The 16,074-nt window shown below is 62.7% G+C and carries 14 protein-coding genes and 4 tRNA genes; 12 read left to right on the forward strand and 6 right to left on the reverse strand.

Features of this window, described 5'->3' with window-relative positions:
* The first annotated feature begins 79 nt into the window (after window positions 1-79).
* The 8 genes from ACJ8PN_RS20580 (at window position 80) to ACJ8PN_RS20615 (ending at window position 5,073) form a co-directional block, all read left to right on the forward strand.
* A tRNA-Val gene (locus tag ACJ8PN_RS20580) sits at window positions 80-155 on the forward strand.
* A gap of 29 nt (window positions 156-184) precedes the next feature.
* Window positions 185-260 (forward strand) — tRNA-Val (locus tag ACJ8PN_RS20585).
* A gap of 39 nt (window positions 261-299) precedes the next feature.
* Window positions 300-375 (forward strand) — tRNA-Val (locus ACJ8PN_RS20590).
* 7 nt (window positions 376-382) lie between these two features.
* Window positions 383-458, forward strand: a tRNA-Lys gene (locus tag ACJ8PN_RS20595).
* A gap of 475 nt (window positions 459-933) precedes the next feature.
* Window positions 934-1,941 carry a Fe2+-enterobactin ABC transporter substrate-binding protein gene (gene fepB / locus ACJ8PN_RS20600; protein WP_351109734.1) on the forward strand — a complete coding sequence of 336 codons (1,008 nt, stop codon included), beginning with the start codon at window positions 934-936 and terminating at the stop codon, window positions 1,939-1,941.
* A 215-nt stretch (window positions 1,942-2,156) separates the two neighbouring features.
* Window positions 2,157-3,212: a Fe(3+)-siderophore ABC transporter permease gene (gene fepD, locus ACJ8PN_RS20605; RefSeq protein WP_015378660.1), complete on the forward strand. Its 1,056-nt coding sequence runs from the start codon at window positions 2,157-2,159 to the stop codon at window positions 3,210-3,212.
* Window positions 3,212-4,249, forward strand: coding sequence for an iron-enterobactin ABC transporter permease (fepG, locus tag ACJ8PN_RS20610; RefSeq protein WP_021505613.1), 1,038 nt, complete (start codon window positions 3,212-3,214; stop codon window positions 4,247-4,249). Before fepD ends, fepG begins: the two co-directional genes overlap by 1 nt.
* Window positions 4,250-4,266: 17 nt before the next feature.
* Window positions 4,267-5,073: an ABC transporter ATP-binding protein gene (locus ACJ8PN_RS20615; RefSeq protein ID WP_351109772.1), complete on the forward strand. Its 807-nt coding sequence runs from the start codon at window positions 4,267-4,269 to the stop codon at window positions 5,071-5,073.
* A gap of 28 nt (window positions 5,074-5,101) precedes the next feature.
* Here ACJ8PN_RS20615 and ACJ8PN_RS20620 read toward each other — a convergent pair whose 3' ends face one another.
* The 3 genes from ACJ8PN_RS20620 to budA all read right to left on the reverse strand — a co-directional run bounded on the left by ACJ8PN_RS20620 (window position 5,102) and on the right by budA (window position 9,326).
* Window positions 5,102-6,688: an ABC transporter substrate-binding protein gene (locus ACJ8PN_RS20620; RefSeq protein WP_004936411.1), complete on the reverse strand. Its 1,587-nt coding sequence runs from the start codon at window positions 6,686-6,688 to the stop codon at window positions 5,102-5,104.
* A 140-nt stretch (window positions 6,689-6,828) separates the two neighbouring features.
* On the reverse strand, window positions 6,829-8,514 hold the full coding sequence (alsS, locus tag ACJ8PN_RS20625) for an acetolactate synthase AlsS (protein WP_171454492.1): 1,686 nt from the start codon (window positions 8,512-8,514) through the stop codon (window positions 6,829-6,831).
* A gap of 32 nt (window positions 8,515-8,546) precedes the next feature.
* Entirely contained in the window at window positions 8,547-9,326 is a 780-nt protein-coding gene (budA, locus tag ACJ8PN_RS20630) for an acetolactate decarboxylase (protein WP_004936416.1), read from the reverse strand.
* Window positions 9,327-9,777: 451 nt separating this feature from the next.
* Between budA and ACJ8PN_RS20635 the strand changes: the two genes are divergently transcribed.
* Window positions 9,778-10,680, forward strand: coding sequence for a LysR family transcriptional regulator (locus ACJ8PN_RS20635; protein WP_351109729.1), 903 nt, complete (start codon window positions 9,778-9,780; stop codon window positions 10,678-10,680).
* Here the strand turns inward: ACJ8PN_RS20635 and eutC are convergent.
* Both eutC and ACJ8PN_RS20645 read right to left on the reverse strand, forming a co-directional pair.
* Window positions 10,659-11,450 carry an ethanolamine ammonia-lyase subunit EutC gene (eutC, locus tag ACJ8PN_RS20640; RefSeq protein WP_060560010.1) on the reverse strand — a complete coding sequence of 264 codons (792 nt, stop codon included), beginning with the start codon at window positions 11,448-11,450 and terminating at the stop codon, window positions 10,659-10,661. The two genes, ACJ8PN_RS20635 and eutC, sit on opposite strands and share 22 nt — an antisense overlap.
* Complete coding sequence (locus ACJ8PN_RS20645) at window positions 11,447-12,832, reverse strand: ethanolamine ammonia-lyase subunit EutB (protein ID WP_351109725.1); 1,386 nt, start codon at window positions 12,830-12,832, stop codon at window positions 11,447-11,449. The genes eutC and ACJ8PN_RS20645 overlap by 4 nt, the downstream gene beginning before the upstream one ends.
* A 159-nt stretch (window positions 12,833-12,991) precedes the next feature.
* Here ACJ8PN_RS20645 and ACJ8PN_RS20650 point away from each other — a divergent pair, with 159 nt between their 5' ends.
* Both ACJ8PN_RS20650 and ACJ8PN_RS20655 read left to right on the forward strand, forming a co-directional pair.
* A complete protein-coding gene (locus ACJ8PN_RS20650) occupies window positions 12,992-13,540 on the forward strand; it encodes a nucleotidyltransferase family protein (RefSeq protein WP_351109723.1) in 549 nt (182 codons plus the stop codon).
* Between the two features lie 52 nt (window positions 13,541-13,592).
* A complete protein-coding gene (locus tag ACJ8PN_RS20655) occupies window positions 13,593-14,060 on the forward strand; it encodes a FlxA-like family protein (protein ID WP_351109721.1) in 468 nt (155 codons plus the stop codon).
* A gap of 1 nt (window position 14,061) precedes the next feature.
* Here the strand turns inward: ACJ8PN_RS20655 and ACJ8PN_RS20660 are convergent, their stop codons facing one another.
* Window positions 14,062-14,982 (reverse strand): LysR family transcriptional regulator, encoded by a 921-nt coding sequence (locus tag ACJ8PN_RS20660; protein ID WP_351109719.1) that lies wholly within the window; start codon window positions 14,980-14,982, stop codon window positions 14,062-14,064.
* 97 nt (window positions 14,983-15,079) lie between these two features.
* Here ACJ8PN_RS20660 and ACJ8PN_RS20665 point away from each other — a divergent pair, with 97 nt between their 5' ends.
* Window positions 15,080-16,072, forward strand: coding sequence for a bile acid:sodium symporter family protein (locus tag ACJ8PN_RS20665; protein WP_171454499.1), 993 nt, complete (start codon window positions 15,080-15,082; stop codon window positions 16,070-16,072).
* The last annotated feature ends 2 nt before the right edge of the window (window positions 16,073-16,074 follow it).

The raw sequence follows: 16,074 nt of genomic DNA on the forward strand, positions 1-16,074 counted from the left end.
TTGCGGCGAACGATTGAAATCATTTTAAAAACCGTTGACTCACTTTGAACTATCCCTATAATGCGACTCCAACAAGACGGGGCGATTAGCTCAGTTGGTAGAGCATCTCCTTTACACGGAGGGGGTCGGCGGTTCGAGCCCGTCATCGCCCACCATCTTGTTGAGAAAAAATGAGAACGAATGAGGGTGATTAGCTCAGTTGGTAGAGCATCTCCTTTACACGGAGGGGGTCGGCGGTTCGAGCCCGTCATCACCCACCATCATTCTCTCGTTTAGCAGTAACTTGGAAGTCCTGAAGTGGGTGATTAGCTCAGTTGGTAGAGCATCTCCTTTACACGGAGGGGGTCGGCGGTTCGAGCCCGTCATCACCCACCACTTCTGCGGGTCGTTAGCTCAGTTGGTAGAGCAGTTGACTTTTAATCAATTGGTCGCAGGTTCGAATCCTGCACGACCCACCAATTCAGAAAAAAGCGCCTTTTGGCGCTTTTTTCGTTTCTGCGCCACCTGCTCCCGACTTCATCTTCTTGCCGACAGAGTTCACCGAATCGTGCAGGATGAGACAAAAGCATTCATGCTTTTGAACAGCGCTTGCGCTGGCCCGAAGGGGCCGTCTATGAAATAGGCGGATAGCCGTAGAGGTTCGAGCATCGCGCAGCGATACGACAACGCGCAGCGTTGCCCGCAGGGTGAGGCCACAGGCCGAATCAATCCTGCACGACCCACCAATTCAGAAAAAAGCGCCTTTTGGCGCTTTTTTCGTTTCTGTCACTCGGCTTCCTCCGCTTCTTCTTTCTATTCTTTCCTTCACCACGCGCTGAGATACGAATGGTTATCATTTTGGCGACTTGAATGGTAAATTAGCCGGCATCCACCACGCAGCCAATCCGCCGCCGGATTGATACGCCTTAGTTCAAGGAAAGAAAGAGCCCGCTCATGACCCTATCCTTACGCCAGCTGTTCATTGCATTTATCGCCACTTCCAGCCTGTTGCTCAGCGGCTGCGGCCCGGACGACAAGAGCGACGGACAGAAAACGTCCGCCCCCGCTGCCGACGGCAGTTGGCCGCGCACCATCGACAGCGTCAAAGGGAAATTCACGCTGGAAAAACCGCCGCAGCGCATCGTGTCCACCAGCGTCACCATCACCGGCACGCTGTTGGCTATCGACGCCCCGGTGGTCGCCAGCGCCGCCACCAGCCCAAATCCCCTGGTGGCCGATAAACAAGGTTTCTTTACCCAGTGGAGCGAGGTGGCCAAACAGCGCCACGTCGAGCGGCTGTACCAGGTGGAGCCCAATGCCGAAGCCGTCGCCGCCGCCGCGCCGGATTTGATCGTCGTCGCCGCGACCGGCGGTGATTCGGCGTTGAAACTGTATGACCAGCTGTCCGCCATTGCGCCGACTCTGGTGCTCGACTATGGCGATAAAAGCTGGCAACAGCTGGCCAGCGAGCTCGGCGAGATCACCGGTCATGAAGCCGGCGCCAAACAGGCGGAAGATCGTTTCGAGCAGCGCGTGGAGCAAGTGAAACAGGCGATCGCGCTGCCGCCGCAGCCCACCACTCCGCTGGTGTATGCCGACAACGGCCGCGAGGCCATGCTGTGGACGCCGGGTTCCGCCCAGGGCAAACTGCTGACCCAGCTCGGCTTCCAACTGGCCACCCCGCCGGAAAGCGCCAAAGGCAACACCAGCATGGGTAAACGCCATGACATCATCCAGATCTCCGGCGAAAAAATGGCCGAAGGTCTGAATGGCAAAACCCTGATCCTGTTCGCCACCAATGAGCGCAAAGTGCAAGAGGTGCTGACCAACCCGTTCCTCAAACATCTGGAGCCGGTGGAACAGCGGCACGTCTACGCCGTCGGCAACGATACCTTCCGCCTCGATTACTACAGCGCCACCAACATGCTGAATCAAATCGAACGGTTGTTCAAAAAGCCCTGAATCACGCCGTCGGCAGGTCAGCCCCCTGCCGACACTTTCCGCAAGCGGGGCGAACGTTCACATTCAATCATTTGAAATATCAATAGTTATTAACATCGTCAACGCACCTTTGCCACCAACCGGCGGGTGCATGCGGGCGTAAACTCGTGCTACTATTGCCCCCCCGCATGAACGCAAATAACAATGAGAATAAAAATCATACAGGAGTTACCGGTGTGAACGTACCCACTCCGACTGAGCGGACGCTTTCGTCCGCACCGCACGCAGCTTACGCCAGTGGCTTCAAACGCATCGCCGGGTTCGGTATCGGTTTGGCGCTGTTGCTGCTGTGCATCATGGCCAGCCTGATGCTGGGTTCCAAAGCCATTCCTTTCCATACCGTCTGGCTCAGCCTGCAGGGTGCCGCGAGCGGTTCCGACAGCACCATCATTCTCAATGCCCGGGTGCCCCGTACGCTGGCGGGCATCCTGGCCGGCATGGCGCTCGGCGCTGCCGGCGCGCTGATTCAGGCGCTGACGCGCAACCCGCTGGCCGATCCCGGCGTGCTCGGCATCAACGCCGGCGCCAGCTTCGCCGTGGTCATCGGCATCATGTTTTTCGGCGCCGCCACCACCGAAAGCTACATGGCCTACGCCTTTGCCGGCGCTGCCCTCACCACCCTGCTGGTCTACCTGATCGGCACGCTGGCGGGCGGGCGCATCAACCCGGTGCGGCTGACGCTGGCCGGCGTGGCTATCGGCGCGGTGCTGCTCGGCATCACCACCGGGCTGTCGCTGATCGATCCGCAAACCTTTGACCAACTCCGCTTCTGGCAGGCCGGCACGCTGGATATCCGCACGCTGTCCACGCTGCCGGTCACCGCCCCCGCCATTCTGCTCGGCTGCCTGCTGACGCTGCTCATCGCCCGGCCGCTGAATACCATCGGTATGGGGGAAGATCTGGCGATCGCACTCGGCGCGCGCGTGGTGCTGACTCAGGTGATCGCGGTGATCGCCATCACGCTGCTGTGCGGCGCGGCAACCGCCACCGTCGGCCCAATCAGTTTCATCGGCCTGATGGTGCCGCATATCGCCCGCTGGTGGGTCGGCCCCGACCAGCGCTGGATCCTGCCCTACTCCATGCTGCTGGCGCCGATTTTACTGCTGTGCGCCGACGTGGTCGGCCGCTTGCTGGCGGCCGGTGAACTGCGGGTTTCCATCGTGGCGGCCTTCATCGGCGCGCCGGTGCTGATCTGGCTGGTGCGCCGCAAGAAAACGCTGGGGGGTCTGTGATGAGTCTGCCGCATACGCTGCATATCGGCCGCCCGGACGGCGTCATCAACGGGCGCCTGCCGCTGCGCCTGCTGTTGGTCAATCTTTCGCTGCTGGCGCTGTGTCTGGCGATGGCCGTCGCCGCCCTGTGCTACGGCACGCTGCAGCTCTCGCTGGAGCAGGTTTTTGCCGCGCTCAGCGGCGAGGCGCCGAAAAACCTGGTGACCGTGGTCACCCAATGGCGCTTGCCGCGCATCGCCATGGCGCTGTTGTTAGGCGCCGCGCTCGGCATGAGCGGCGCCATTTTCCAGTCAATTATCCGCAACCCGCTCGGCAGCCCGGACGTGATCGGCTTTAACATGGGGGCTTACACCGGCGCGCTGATCGCCATCACCCTGTTCAACGGCGGCTACTATTACATCGCCGGCGGCGCGCTGGCCGGCGGCATTCTCGCCGCGCTGGCCATCTATCTGCTGGCCTGGCGGCAAGGTATCGCCGGCTTCCGGTTGATCATCGTCGGCATCGCCATCAGCGCGGTGCTGGTCTCCACCAATACCTGGCTGATCATCACCGCCTCGCTCGAGCGCGCCATGGACGCCGCCATGTGGCAGGCCGGTTCGCTCAACGGCATGACCTGGCAAAAAGCCCAGCCCGCCACGGCGTTCATCGTGCTGGCGGCCGCCGCCGCGCTGCTGATGGGCAAACGGCTGCAGCTGCTGGAAATGGGCGATGACACGGCGCGCGCGCTGGGCGTTAACGCCGAAGGCAGCCGGCTGTGGCTGATGCTGTTCGGCGTCACCCTCACCGCCGCCGTCACCGCCACCGCCGGGCCGATTTCCTTTATCGCGCTGGCGGCACCGCAGATCGCCCGTCGCCTCGCCGGCCAATCCTCGGTCACCCTGACCTCCTCGGCGCTGATGGGCGCGGCGTTGCTGCTCGGCGCCGACGTGGTGTCCCAACATCTTTTCGCGCCGATCCAACTGCCGGTCGGGGTTGTGACCGTCTGCATCGGCGGCCTGTACCTGATTTGGCTGCTCATCCGAGAGGCCCGCAGATAATGAAGAGTGATAATGCCATGAGCCACCGCCTGCACGCCTCGCACCTGAAGCTGGGCTACGACAATAAAATCATCGCTGACGATCTGAGCGTGGCGATCCCCGACGGCGCCTTCACGGTGATTGTCGGGCCGAACGCCTGCGGCAAATCGACGCTGTTGCGCGCCCTGTGCCGCCTGCTGAAACCCAGCGCCGGCGAGGTGATGCTGGACGGCAAGAACATCAGCAGCTTCGCTACCAAGGCGCTGGCGCGCGAGCTTGGGCTGCTGCCGCAAACTTCGATCGCGCCGGACAGCATCACCGTGACGGACCTGGTGTCGCGCGGCCGCTATCCGCACCAGAGCCTGCTGAAACAATGGACGCAGGCCGACAAACAGGCGGTGGAAGCCGCCATGGCGGCCACCAACGTCAACCAGCTGGCGGATCGCAGCGTCGACGAGCTGTCCGGCGGGCAGCGTCAGCGCGTCTGGGTAGCGATGGCGCTGGCGCAGCAAACGCCGCTGCTGCTGCTGGATGAGCCGACCACCTATCTGGACATCGCGCACCAGATCGAGCTGCTGGATCTGTTCCGCCAGCTCAACCGCGAGCGCGGTCAAACCCTGATCGCGGTGCTGCACGATCTCAACCACGCCTGCCGCTATGCCGATCACATCATCGCCATGCGCGACGGCAAGATCGTGGCGGAAGGGAAACCGGCGGAGATCATCACCGCCGAACTGGTGGAGCGGGTGTTCGGCATGCCGTGCATGATCATCGACGATCCGCTGTCCCACACGCCGCTGGTGATCCCGCGCGGCCGCTACCACTGCGACGCGCCGCAGGCATGAAAAAGGCCGGGTTACCCCGGCCTCTTGGTTATTTCTCCAGCGACACCTGTTTGAAGATGTGTTTGCCGAACGGGTCTATCTCGTAGCCTTTCACTTCCTTGCGCACCGGTTCGAAGATGGTCGAGTGCGCGATCATCAGCGCCGGCATCTGATCGTGCATCACCACCTGCGCCTGCTGATACATCGCCACCCGTTTGGCGTGATCGTTCTCCTCGCGCGCCTGCAGGATCAACTGGTCGAACGGTTTGTAGCACCATTTCGCCGAGTTGGAGCCGCCGAGCGAAGCGCAGGTGAACAGCGGGCCGAAGAAGTTGTCCGGATCGCCGTTGGCGGTGGTCCAGCCCATCAGCGCGGTCTGGTGTTCGCCGTTTTTAATCCGCTGTAAATACTCGCCCCACTCGAAGGTGACGATTTTGGCGCGCACGCCGATCTTGGCCCAGTCGGCCTGGATCATCTCCGCCATCCGCTTGGCGTTGGGGTTATAGGGCCGCTGCACCGGCATCGCCCACAGATCGATATCGAACCCCTGCCCCAGCCCGGCCTCCTGCAGCAGCTGCTTCGCCCGCTCCGGCGAATACGGATAATCTTCAAGCTGCGCGTTGCTGCCCCATTGGGTCGGCGGCAGCAGATTCTTGGCCGGCTGGCCGGCGCCGTGGAACACCGCGTCGATGATCGCCGGCTTGTTGACAGCCAGTGCCAACGCCTGGCGCACCTTGACGTTATCCAACGGCTTCTTCTGGGTGTTGAACGCCAGGAAGCCGATATTCAGGCCGGATTTTTCCATCACCTGCAGGTTGCCGTCCTGCCGCATGCGCGCCAGATCCGCCGGGTTGGGGAACGGCATCACCTGGCACTCGTTCTTTTGCAATTTGGCGTAACGCACCGTCGCATCCGGCGTGATCGAGAACACCAGCCGATCGATCTTCGGTTTGCCTTCCCAGTAGCGGTCGAACGCCTTGTAGAGGATTTTTGCGTCCTTCTGGTACTGCACCAGCTGGAACGGCCCGGTGCCGATAGGATCGTTGTCCACCCGCTGCGGCGTGCCGGCCTTCAGCATCGCGTCGGCATATTCCGCCGATAAAATGGTGGCGAAGTACATGCCCAGATCGGCAACGAACGGCGCCTCGGCGCGGGAGAGCTCAAAGCGCACGGTGTGGTCATCCACCTTGACGATCCGGTCAATCAGCGTGCCGAACTCCATCGACTCGAAGTTGGTGTAGGCACCGTTGGAGACCTTGTGATACGGGTTGTTGGCGTCCTTCTGGCGCATAAACGAGAAGATGACGTCATCCGCGTTGAAATCGCGGGTGGGGGTAAAATATTTATTGCTCTGGAATGCCACGCCCTTGCGCAGGTGGAAGGTATAGCGCTTGCCGTCTTCGCTGACCTCCCAGCTTTCCGCCAGGCTGGGTTGTAGCTCGACGGTACCGGGTTTGAAATCCACCAGCCGGTTGTAGATCGCCGCCGAACTGGCATCCACCGTGGTGCCGGAGGTGAACAGCTGCGGGTTGAAACCTTCCGGCGAGCCTTCAGAACAGTAGACCAGCGTATTGGCTCGCGCGCCGCCGGCAATCGCCAACGCCAGCAGCCCGATCGTTATTGCTTTTCTTTTCATTGCGCTATCCCCAGTGGTGAAAAAACAGCCCAACGGATAGCAATAAATCATGCAGTTAGCGATGTAAAGGACAAATTCCGCGCATAAAAATGGGCAGGCGCGCAAGCGGCCTGCCCCGGTGAAACCACGCGATGATGAAATTAAATCATCTGGCTGAAGTTCATCTGCGCCATCAGCTTATAGTTGTCGGCGTAGTCGACCGGAATGGCCACCACCACCGGCCCCTGGATCGCCATCGCCTTGCGCAGCATCGGCCGCAGATCGTCCACCGACTGCACGGCGAAACCGACCGCGCCGCAGGATTCCGCATAGGCCTTGAAGTCGATCGGCCCGAACTCCACGCCGGATTTGCGCTGGTATTTGTTCACTTCCTGCATCTCCACCATGTTGTAAGCGTTATCGACCCAGATCACGTGCACGATGTTATTTTTCAGCCGCACCGCGGTCTCCAGCTCCATGCTCGACTGCATGAAGCCGCCGTCGCCGGAGATCGACACCACCTTGTCGCCGGGGCGCACCAATGCCGCGCCGATGGCCCACGGCAGCGCCACCCCCATGGTTTGTTGGCCGTTGGAGATCAACAGCTGGCGGGCGCGGAAGCTGTAAAGATAGCGGGCGATCCAGATGTGGAAGCTACCCATGTCCACGCACAGCGTCACGTCGTCGCTGACGATGTCCTGCAGCTCCTTGACGATGCGCAGCGGGTGGATCGGCATGCCGCCGCGGCGCGCGGCGCGCTCCGCCAGTTCTGTGCGCTGGCGGCCGAGATCGGTGAGGATCAGCTCCACCTCCGACGGCACGCAGACCGCCTCATTGAACGTTTCGGTCATCATGTTCAGCGTGGCGCTGATGTTGCCCACCAGTTCGACGTCCGGCCGATAGCAGGTGTCTATATCCGCCGGCAGCACGTCGATGTGCACCAGTTTCAGCCGCCCATGACTGTTCCACATGCAGGGATCGTATTCGATCGGATCATAGCCGACGCTCACCACCAGATCGGCCTTCTGCAACAGCTGATCGGCCGGCTGATTGTTGAACAGGCCAACGCGGCCGGCGAAACGGGCGAAGTGGTTGACGTCGATCACTCCCGCCGCCTGATAGGTACCGACCACCGGCATGTGGGTGCGGTACAGCAGATGGCGCACCGCTTCGCTGTTCTCCGGCCGGCTGGCCTGCAAACCGAGCAGCAATACCGGGCATTTGGCCTGGCGGATCAGCTTCACCGCCGCCTGGATGTCGTCCGCCGCCGCGGCCCCCATGCGCGGCAAGCGGCAGCCGGCCAACACCGGCGCGCTGACCGGTTCATTGACGATATCCATCGGCAGGCTGACGAACGAGGCTCCCGGCCGGCCAAACTCGGCGCGGCGGAAGGCGTTGGCGATCACCTCGGAAATCGCCGAACCGGCATGCACTTCGGCGCAATACTTGGTCACCGGCCGGAACATGCTGACGGTATCCATGCTCTGGTGCGTCTGCTTCAGGCTGTCGGCGCGCTTCACCGCCCCGCCAAAGGCCACTACCGCGTCCCCCTCCGAGGTGGCGGTGGCCAGCCCGGTGATCAGGTTGGAACTGCCCGGCCCGGAGGTGACCAGCGCCACCCCGGCCTTGCCGGTCAGGCGGCCGACCGCCGCCGCCATAAAGGCCGCGTTGGCCTCATGCCGCACCACCACCGTTTCAATCGATGGCGCGTCCTCCAGCGAGTCGAACACCCGGTCGATCTTGGCGCCCGGAATGCCGAAAACGTGTTTGACGCCCTGCGCTTCCAGGTTTTTCACCACCAAGTCGGCGCCGCATTGCCAGTCATTGCCTGTTTTTTCCTGTGCCATGGTTCCACCTCCTAAGAAAACGATCGCCGGGGTTAACCCTCGGCGGAACGAATCGCGCGATCCAAATCCTCTGGGCAGAGGTTGGCGCGCAAGAAATCCGCATCATGCGGCAACTGAAGATTAAGACGGGTGATGACGCCGAACTGCAGGCGGCCATGATCGAGCTGGTAGTCCAGCACGTGGCCGCCGCCGCTGCGGTCGTCGGTAACGAAGTGTTCGTGATAGCCGGCGACGCCGATGCCCTGCATGTAATCCGGCGAGCGGAAGCCGACCAGCGTGCCGCGCCGTTGATGAAACGAGAAGGTCGGCTGCTCTTCTATCGCTTCCAGCATCGGGCGATAGGGCCGCTCCTGGCGCGGCACGGTGCGGGTTTCCACGTGGCTGAACTCACCGTCAACCCGCACCGCGCAAAACAGGTTCGGCGAGGCGACCTGTTCATCGATGCATTGGTGCAGCTGCGCCTTGGTGATCGGCCGGTCGAACTGCTGGCTGATACTGGGCTGGAAAAAGGTGACGACGGCGAAAGGGGTTTTCTGTTGCAAACCGGCTGGGCGGGCGCTGCCGTCGGCGCGCAGCTGGTGTATTTCCTGGTCGAAAGCGATCAGTTCGCCGTCCAGGTGATTGAAGGTGCCGAGGCCGAAATCACCGTGTTTGAGCAACTCGGCAATGGTGGTTTCACCCTCGTAGACCCCGTCGATGAGCGCGCTCATCAGCGAGATTTGATAGATTTCGCCCTCCCCGGCGTTGATCGACTGCCTGGCAAAACCCTGCGCCAAATGGCGCGCACAGGAACACCCGTGTTTTTCGTTCATGACTCACTCCTCCACCAGCGCGGGATCGCGATCCTGCGCGTTCAAAAGACCCACCGACGGTGGGCCAAGATGCCCCCCAAGGCGCGTTCATCAGTTGGAACGATTCAGCCTGAGGCGACAAAAAAACCGGCACGGCTGGCCGGCCGATATCCAGAACCCACGGCATGACGTGTGAAAGTAAAGGCTCACTAATCATTAATGCCGAGTCGGATATCAAATTGAACGGTTAATCTGGTGTTGGAGCGACAATCAACTCCGCAGGCGGCTCATGCAGCCTGGGAAAAACATCTGTTATTTAGTGCTAAGCGCCGCGAGGTTTATGCGTTTTCTCTCTATACGGCCGGGATGCGGCGGCGTTGAAGCCCGCCGTCAACCCGCAGCCAGAGTAGCCGCAGCGCCGCCGACAGAGAAGCGGGTATTCATAAGAAACGCTTTTGCATATAATGCAAAAATGAATGACGCCCGTTATGTTGAACATCTGCCGATCTTTCTCGACGTGGCCCGCCTGGGCAGCTTTTCCGCCGCCGCTCGCCGGCTGGGCATGGTGCCCTCCTCGCTGGTGCGCCATATCGACGCCCTGGAAAGCGCGCTCGGCGCCACGCTGTTCGTCCGCTCCACCCGTGGGCTGCTGCTGACCGACGCCGGCGAGCTGCTGCTGACGCGCGCCGCCGCGCTGATGACGGACATTACCGGCATTCACGCCGAGCTGAACGCGCTGAACGAAACGCCGCAGGGCACGCTGCGCATCAGCTGCCTGCCGACCTTCGGCAAAACCTATGTGCTGCCGCTGCTGCCGACGCTGGCGGAACGCTATCCGCAGCTGTCTATCGATCTCGATCTGACCGAACGCCAGACCGATCCGACGCAGGAACGGCTGGATGCCGCCCTCCGCATCGGCGAGCAGAAGGACAGCGCGCTGTACGCCAGCCGCATCGCCACCCAACGCTGGGTGATGTGCGCCAGCCCCGCCTACGTCGCCCGCTATGGCCTGCCGAGCGATCTGGAAGCGTTGCCGCAGCATCGGCTAATCGCCCGCTACCACAAACAGCAGCCGGCCTGCTGGGCGCAGATCCTCGACGCGGCGCTGATGAGCCGCTGCACCATGGCGCTGCGCTGCGACGACTTCACCGCGCAGCGCCAGGCGGCGCTGCTCGGCCTCGGCATTGCCTTCCTGCCCAACTGGGTGGTGGGGCCGGACGTGCAGAATGGGCGACTGGTTCAGATGCTCGAAGATCCGCGCCATGAGCAGCAAGGCATCTATCTGCTACGCCCGATGGCGAAGGTGTCCGCCCGGCTGGCGGCCTTCACTGCCCTGCTGCAGCAAACCCTCGGTCAGCCGCCCAGCTGGGGGTAAAGCGGTGTCACCCGGTTGTGCAGCGCCGGATTGTCGCTCTCGTCCTTCAGCTCGATGCCGCTCAGCCGCCGCTGGAACGCCTGCTCCAGCAGCCAGGCCAGACGGAACGCCGCCTGCGGGTAATCCAGCCCCTCCGGCCGCACGTTGGAGATGCAGTTACGCTCGGCGTCCGTTCTGCGCGCATTCGGCTCCCAGGTCAAATAAATGCCCAGGCTGTCCGGCGACGACAGCCCCGGCCGTTCGCCGATCAGCACCGCCACCGCCCGGGCCTGCAGGCATTCGCCAATCTCATCCCCCAGCGCCACCCGCGCCTGATGCGCCAACACCACCGGTGAGACGCTCAGCCCCAGCGTATCGAGATAGGGCCGAAGCGCCTGCAGCAGCGGCAGCGCCTGGCGGTGCACCGCTTTGGAAGAGAGGCCGTCCGCCACCGCCAGCAGCAGATCGACTCGGCGCGATGGTGAGCCGAGCAGCAGGCTGCGGCTGTCCGACGCCAATCGCCGCCCCAGATCCGGACGGCGCAGATAGGCGGCGCGGTCGGCGGCCTGGCTGTGCACCGCCAGCGAGGGCCAACCGGCCTGATGCAAATCCGCCGCCAACCGCTCGCTGTCGAAAGGCTGATGCACCGCGTCGCGTGCCTGGGCATGGGCCAGGCCGAAGCGCAGCAGCTCGTCGGTCGGCAGGCTGGCGCCGGTGCGCCCCAACGCGATGCGCGCGTCGGTAAAGGCGCGCAGCGAGTCCCAACTGTTGACGTGAACCGGTTTGCTCATGTCCGTTCTCCCTGCAGCGCCAGCAATAGCGGGTGATTGGCGGCGGCGTCGCGCAGCCGTCCGCGTTCATCGGTGATGTTCATCGCCGCCAGCCAGGCGGCGAACTCCGGCGCGTGCTTCAGCCCCAGCAGTTCACGGATATAGAGCGCGTCGTGGAACGAAGTGCTTTGGTAATTGAGCATGATGTCGTCCGCGCCCGGCACGCCGATCAGGAACGTCAACCCGGCGGCGGCCAACAGCGTCAGCAGCGTGTCCATGTCGTCCTGATCGGCTTCGGCATGGTTGGTGTAGCAGACGTCGCAGCCCAGCGGCAGGCCGAGCAGCTTGCCGCAGAAATGATCCTCCAGCCCGGCGCGGATAATTTGTTTGCCGTCATACAGGTATTCGGGGCCGATAAACCCCACCACGGTGTTGATCAGCAGCGGCGAGAAATGGCGCGCCACCGCATAGGCGCGCGCCTCGCAGGTCTGCTGATCGACGCCGTGATGCGCGTTGGCCGACAGGCAACTGCCCTGCCCGGTTTCGAAATACATCACGTTATCGCCCAGCGTGCCGCGCCTGAGGCTCAGCGCCGCCTGCTGCGCCTCCGCCAGCAGCGCCAGGCTGATGCCGAAACCGCGGTTGGCTGCCTCGGTGCCGGCGATCGACTGAAACACCAGATCCACCGGCGCGCCGCGCTCTATCAGCCGCAGCGTGTTGGTCACGTGGGTCAGCACGCAGGATTGGGTGGGTATGGCGAAGCGCTGGATCACGTCGTCCAGCATGTAGTTGAGCTTTTCCAGCAGCGGCAGGCTGTCGCTGGCCGGATTGATGCCGACCACCGCGTCGCCGCTGCCGTACAACAGACCGTCCAGCATGCTGGCGGCGATGCCCTGCAGGCTGTCGGTCGGGTGATTGGGCTGCAGCCGCACGCTGAGGTGGCCCGGCAGACCGATGGTATTGCGAAAGCGCGTCACCACCCGGCATTTCTTCGCCACCAGGATCAGATCCTGATTGCGCATGATCTTGCTTACCGCCGCCGCCATCTCCGGCGTAATGCCGGCGGCCACCTGCGCCAGCATGGCGCTGTCCGCCTGCTCGCTCAGCAGCCAGTCGCGAAAATCGCCGACCGTGAGGTGCGAGATGGGCTCAAAGGCGGCGGCGTCGTGGCTGTCGATAATCAGGCGCGTCACCTCGTCCTGTTCGTACGGCACCAGCACCTGCTGCAGGAACGCCTTGAGCGGCACATCCGCCAGCGCGATGCGCGCCGCCATGCGCTCTTCGGCGCTCTCCGCCGCCACCTCCGCCAGATAATCGCCGGAACGCGCCGGCGATGCTTTCGCCATCAGCTGGCGCAGATCGCCAAAGCGATAGCCGCGTTGGCCCACCGTTGCCTGAAACATAGCCCCCTCCCTTGCCCTGCGTGACGAGATAAAAGCCCTGCACCAAGTGTAGTCAGTGGGAAAAGAAAATTATTTTGCACGCGATCGCCGCCATCACGCTTTCCCCCATTTCACCCGTTGTCGCTTCGGGTTACAGTAGCCGCGAAAACAGGAGGGGTGATGGATCCGCAACGGCAAATTATCGACTGGCTGCAACAAGATAACGCACGCATGGCAGCCCTGCGCACCGTGCGCCGGCTCGGCCTGAATGACTGGTGCCTCGGCGCCGGCTTTGTGCGCAATCTGGTGTGGGATCGGCGCCATGGCTATACGGAGCCCACGCCGCTCAACGATATCGACGTGATCCACTTCGATGCGGAGCGTGCGGACGCTGAGCGCGATCGCATGCTGGAGGCGCGGCTGCAACAGTGGCTGCCGCGACCTTGGTCGGTCAAGAACCAGGCGCGCATGCACCTGCGCGGCGGCCGGGCGCCTTATCGCGACAGCGAAGAGGCCATCAGCTTCTGGACCGAAGTGGAAACGGCGATCGGCGCGCGCCTGAACGCCGACGACAGCATCACGCTGGTGGCCCCCTTCGGGCTCGCGGCGCTGTTCGACGACACCATTACCTTCAACGCGAAAAACGGCGATCGCGCGGCCTATGCCCAGCGCGTGCTCGACAAAGGCTGGCTGCAGCGTTGGCCGCGCCTGCGGCAGGTAAAGATTTAGCCGCCGCTGCCGATACCCTGAACAGCGAGATCCAGACTCAGGGAGAGCATTCATGTCGACCACCATCACCATGATCGTACCGATCAAAAATACCGTTCCCGGCGTCAGCAACGTGTTTAGCGCGCCGGGCCATCAGGGCGAACTGCTGATGGCCAAACCGGTCAACAACCAGCCGCAAGGCGGCAAGATGGAGAAAAACGAACGCGCCAACGGCAATGACGAACCGGTCAACCTCAACGAAAGCCGCGCCTCGGCCCGCATCAAGGCGCTGAACCGGCAGATTCAGTCGCTGCAGCAAAAGTTGGTGGATCTAAAGGACTCCGACGCCGATCCTAAGGAAATCGAAAAGCAGAAACAGCTGATCGAAGCGCAGATCAAGATGTTGCAAGCTGAGATCGCACGTATCCAGAAAGAAGAAATGGAAAAGCAGCAGCAGGAGCAAATGGAAAAAGCCGCGGCGCAAGCCGGCGACGGCGTAAACCGCCCGACGCCGCTCAACGCGGTGGACGTCTATATCTGAGTCAATATGCCGCGTTTTCCTGCCGGCGCTGGTGCAGCAGCGCCGCCTGCTGACGCGCCACCTGCCAGATGGCCTCCGCCGCCGGCGTCAGCGAGCGGTTCTTGCGCCGCACCAGCATCAACGCGCGGTTGATCTCCGGCTCCAGCCGACGCACCCGGAGCCGCCCCCCTTCCGGCAACGGCAGCGCCAACGCCGGGAAAATGCTGATACCGATCCCCTCCGCCACCATCGGGAACAGCGTGGCCGGATGGCCGATTTCCTGCACTACCTGCGCCTCCACGCCCTGCTGTCTCAGCGCACTGTCGATCAGCGGTCGGCTGCCCGACGCATAGTCCTGCAACACCAGGCGGCAACCGTTCAGCGCCGACCAATGCACCGCCTGCTGCGCCGCGAACGGATGATCGTCGCGGCACAGCAGCAGAAACGGTTCATGCAGCACCGCTTCGCACTCCAGATCCACCGCCTGCACCGGATCAACCACGATGCCGAAATCCACCTCCGCGTTGCGCACGCTGTGCAGCACCTGCTGCTGCGCCTGATCGCGCAGCATGATGCGGATCTCCGGGTATTCGCGCTCGCCGGCGGCGATGCACTGCGGCATCAGATGGGCGGAAATGGTCTGGCTCGTCGCCACCCGCACCGTGCCGCTGCGCTGTACGCCAAAGCTGCGCACATCCAGCAGAGTGGTCTGCAGCTCGTCCAGCAACCGTTCGACCCGGTTGGCCAGCCGCAGGCCGGCATCGGTCAACACCACTTCACGCGTGGTGCGATCCAGCAGGCGCACGCCGACCTCCGCTTCCAGCTCTTTCACGCTGTGGCTGACCGCCGATTGCGTCAGACCAATCGCCTCACCGGCGCGGCTGAAACTGCCGTGGCGAGCGATGGCGACAAACACCCGCAGCTGTTTGAGTGAGTAATTCATGTGTTTTATTCATATATGAATTAAATAAATCAATTTAATTATTATATCCCCGCGCGGGAGAATAGCCCCATCGATTTTCTACCCTGAGCGCACCGCCATGAGATTTCTGCCCGATCGTTTTACCCTGACGCTGATCGCCACCGTACTGCTGGCGTCGTTCCTGCCGGCACGCGGCGAGTTCGTCGGCTGGCTCAACGCCCTGACCATCGCCGCCATCGCCCTGCTGTTCTTCATGCACGGCGCCAAGCTGTCGCGCGAGGCCATCCTGGCCGGCAGCAACAACTGGCGGCTGCATCTGTGGGTGATGTTCAGCACCTTCATCATTTTTCCGGCGCTGGGTATGCTGTTCGCCTGGTGGGCGCCGATCGACGTCAGCCCCGAGCTGTACGCCGGTTTCATCTACCTGTGCATCCTGCCCGCCACCGTGCAGTCGGCCATCGCCTTCACCTCGCTGGCGGGCGGCAACGTGGCGGCGGCGGTGTGCAGCGCCTCCGCCTCCAGCCTGCTGGGGATCTTCGTGTCGCCGCTGTTGGTCGGCCTACTGATGAATGTGCACGGCGATACCGGCAGCCTGCGGCAGGTGGGCTCGATCGTGCTGCAGCTGCTGGTGCCGTTCGTCGCCGGCCACCTGCTGCGGCCGCTGATCGGCGGCTGGATCGAGCGCCATCGCCCGCTGATCGGCAAAACCGACCAGACCTCGATTTTGCTGGTGGTGTACGCCGCCTTCAGCGAAGCGGTGACGCACGGCATCTGGCATCAGGTAGGGCTTGGTTCGCTGGCGTTTATCGTCGGCGGCAGCATCGTGCTGCTGGCGATCGTGCTGGTGGTGAATACCTACATGGCGCGCTGGCTGGGGTTCAGCAAGGCGGACGAGATCACCATCGTGTTTTGCGGCTCGAAGAAGAGCCTGGCGAACGGCATTCCGATGGCCAATATCCTGTTCCCGACGGCAACGGTGGGGATCATGGTGCTGCCGCTGATGGTGTTTCATCAGGTGCAGTTGATGACCTGCGCAGTGCTGGCCAAAAGATACCAGCGCAAGCAACGGGCGCAACAGGCGGTGCCCAACGCACAGACGTCGCGCGGGTAAAA

This window comes from Serratia sp. CY76391, assembly GCF_052166695.1.
GTDB classification, from domain to species: domain Bacteria; phylum Pseudomonadota; class Gammaproteobacteria; order Enterobacterales; family Enterobacteriaceae; genus Serratia; species Serratia nematodiphila.

What these genes read in the sequence shown, in the direction of transcription:
- ACJ8PN_RS20660 (WP_351109719.1), bottom strand. Translation starts at nt 14,982, where the DNA reads ATGAATTACTCACTCAAACAGCTGCGGGTGTTTGTCGCCATCGCTCGC.
- eutC (WP_060560010.1), bottom strand. Translation starts at nt 11,450, where the DNA reads ATGAGCAAACCGGTTCACGTCAACAGTTGGGACTCGCTGCGCGCCTTT.
- ACJ8PN_RS20620 (WP_004936411.1), bottom strand. Translation starts at nt 6,688, where the DNA reads ATGAAAAGAAAAGCAATAACGATCGGGCTGCTGGCGTTGGCGATTGCC.
- ACJ8PN_RS20655 (WP_351109721.1), top strand. Translation starts at nt 13,593, where the DNA reads ATGTCGACCACCATCACCATGATCGTACCGATCAAAAATACCGTTCCC.
- alsS (WP_171454492.1), bottom strand. Translation starts at nt 8,514, where the DNA reads ATGGCACAGGAAAAAACAGGCAATGACTGGCAATGCGGCGCCGACTTG.
- ACJ8PN_RS20635 (WP_351109729.1), top strand. Translation starts at nt 9,778, where the DNA reads ATGAATGACGCCCGTTATGTTGAACATCTGCCGATCTTTCTCGACGTG.
- ACJ8PN_RS20645 (WP_351109725.1), bottom strand. Translation starts at nt 12,832, where the DNA reads ATGTTTCAGGCAACGGTGGGCCAACGCGGCTATCGCTTTGGCGATCTG.
- fepG (WP_021505613.1), top strand. Translation starts at nt 3,212, where the DNA reads ATGAGTCTGCCGCATACGCTGCATATCGGCCGCCCGGACGGCGTCATC.
- ACJ8PN_RS20665 (WP_171454499.1), top strand. Translation starts at nt 15,080, where the DNA reads ATGAGATTTCTGCCCGATCGTTTTACCCTGACGCTGATCGCCACCGTA.
- ACJ8PN_RS20650 (WP_351109723.1), top strand. Translation starts at nt 12,992, where the DNA reads ATGGATCCGCAACGGCAAATTATCGACTGGCTGCAACAAGATAACGCA.
- fepB (WP_351109734.1), top strand. Translation starts at nt 934, where the DNA reads ATGACCCTATCCTTACGCCAGCTGTTCATTGCATTTATCGCCACTTCC.
- budA (WP_004936416.1), bottom strand. Translation starts at nt 9,326, where the DNA reads ATGAACGAAAAACACGGGTGTTCCTGTGCGCGCCATTTGGCGCAGGGT.
- ACJ8PN_RS20615 (WP_351109772.1), top strand. Translation starts at nt 4,267, where the DNA reads ATGAGCCACCGCCTGCACGCCTCGCACCTGAAGCTGGGCTACGACAAT.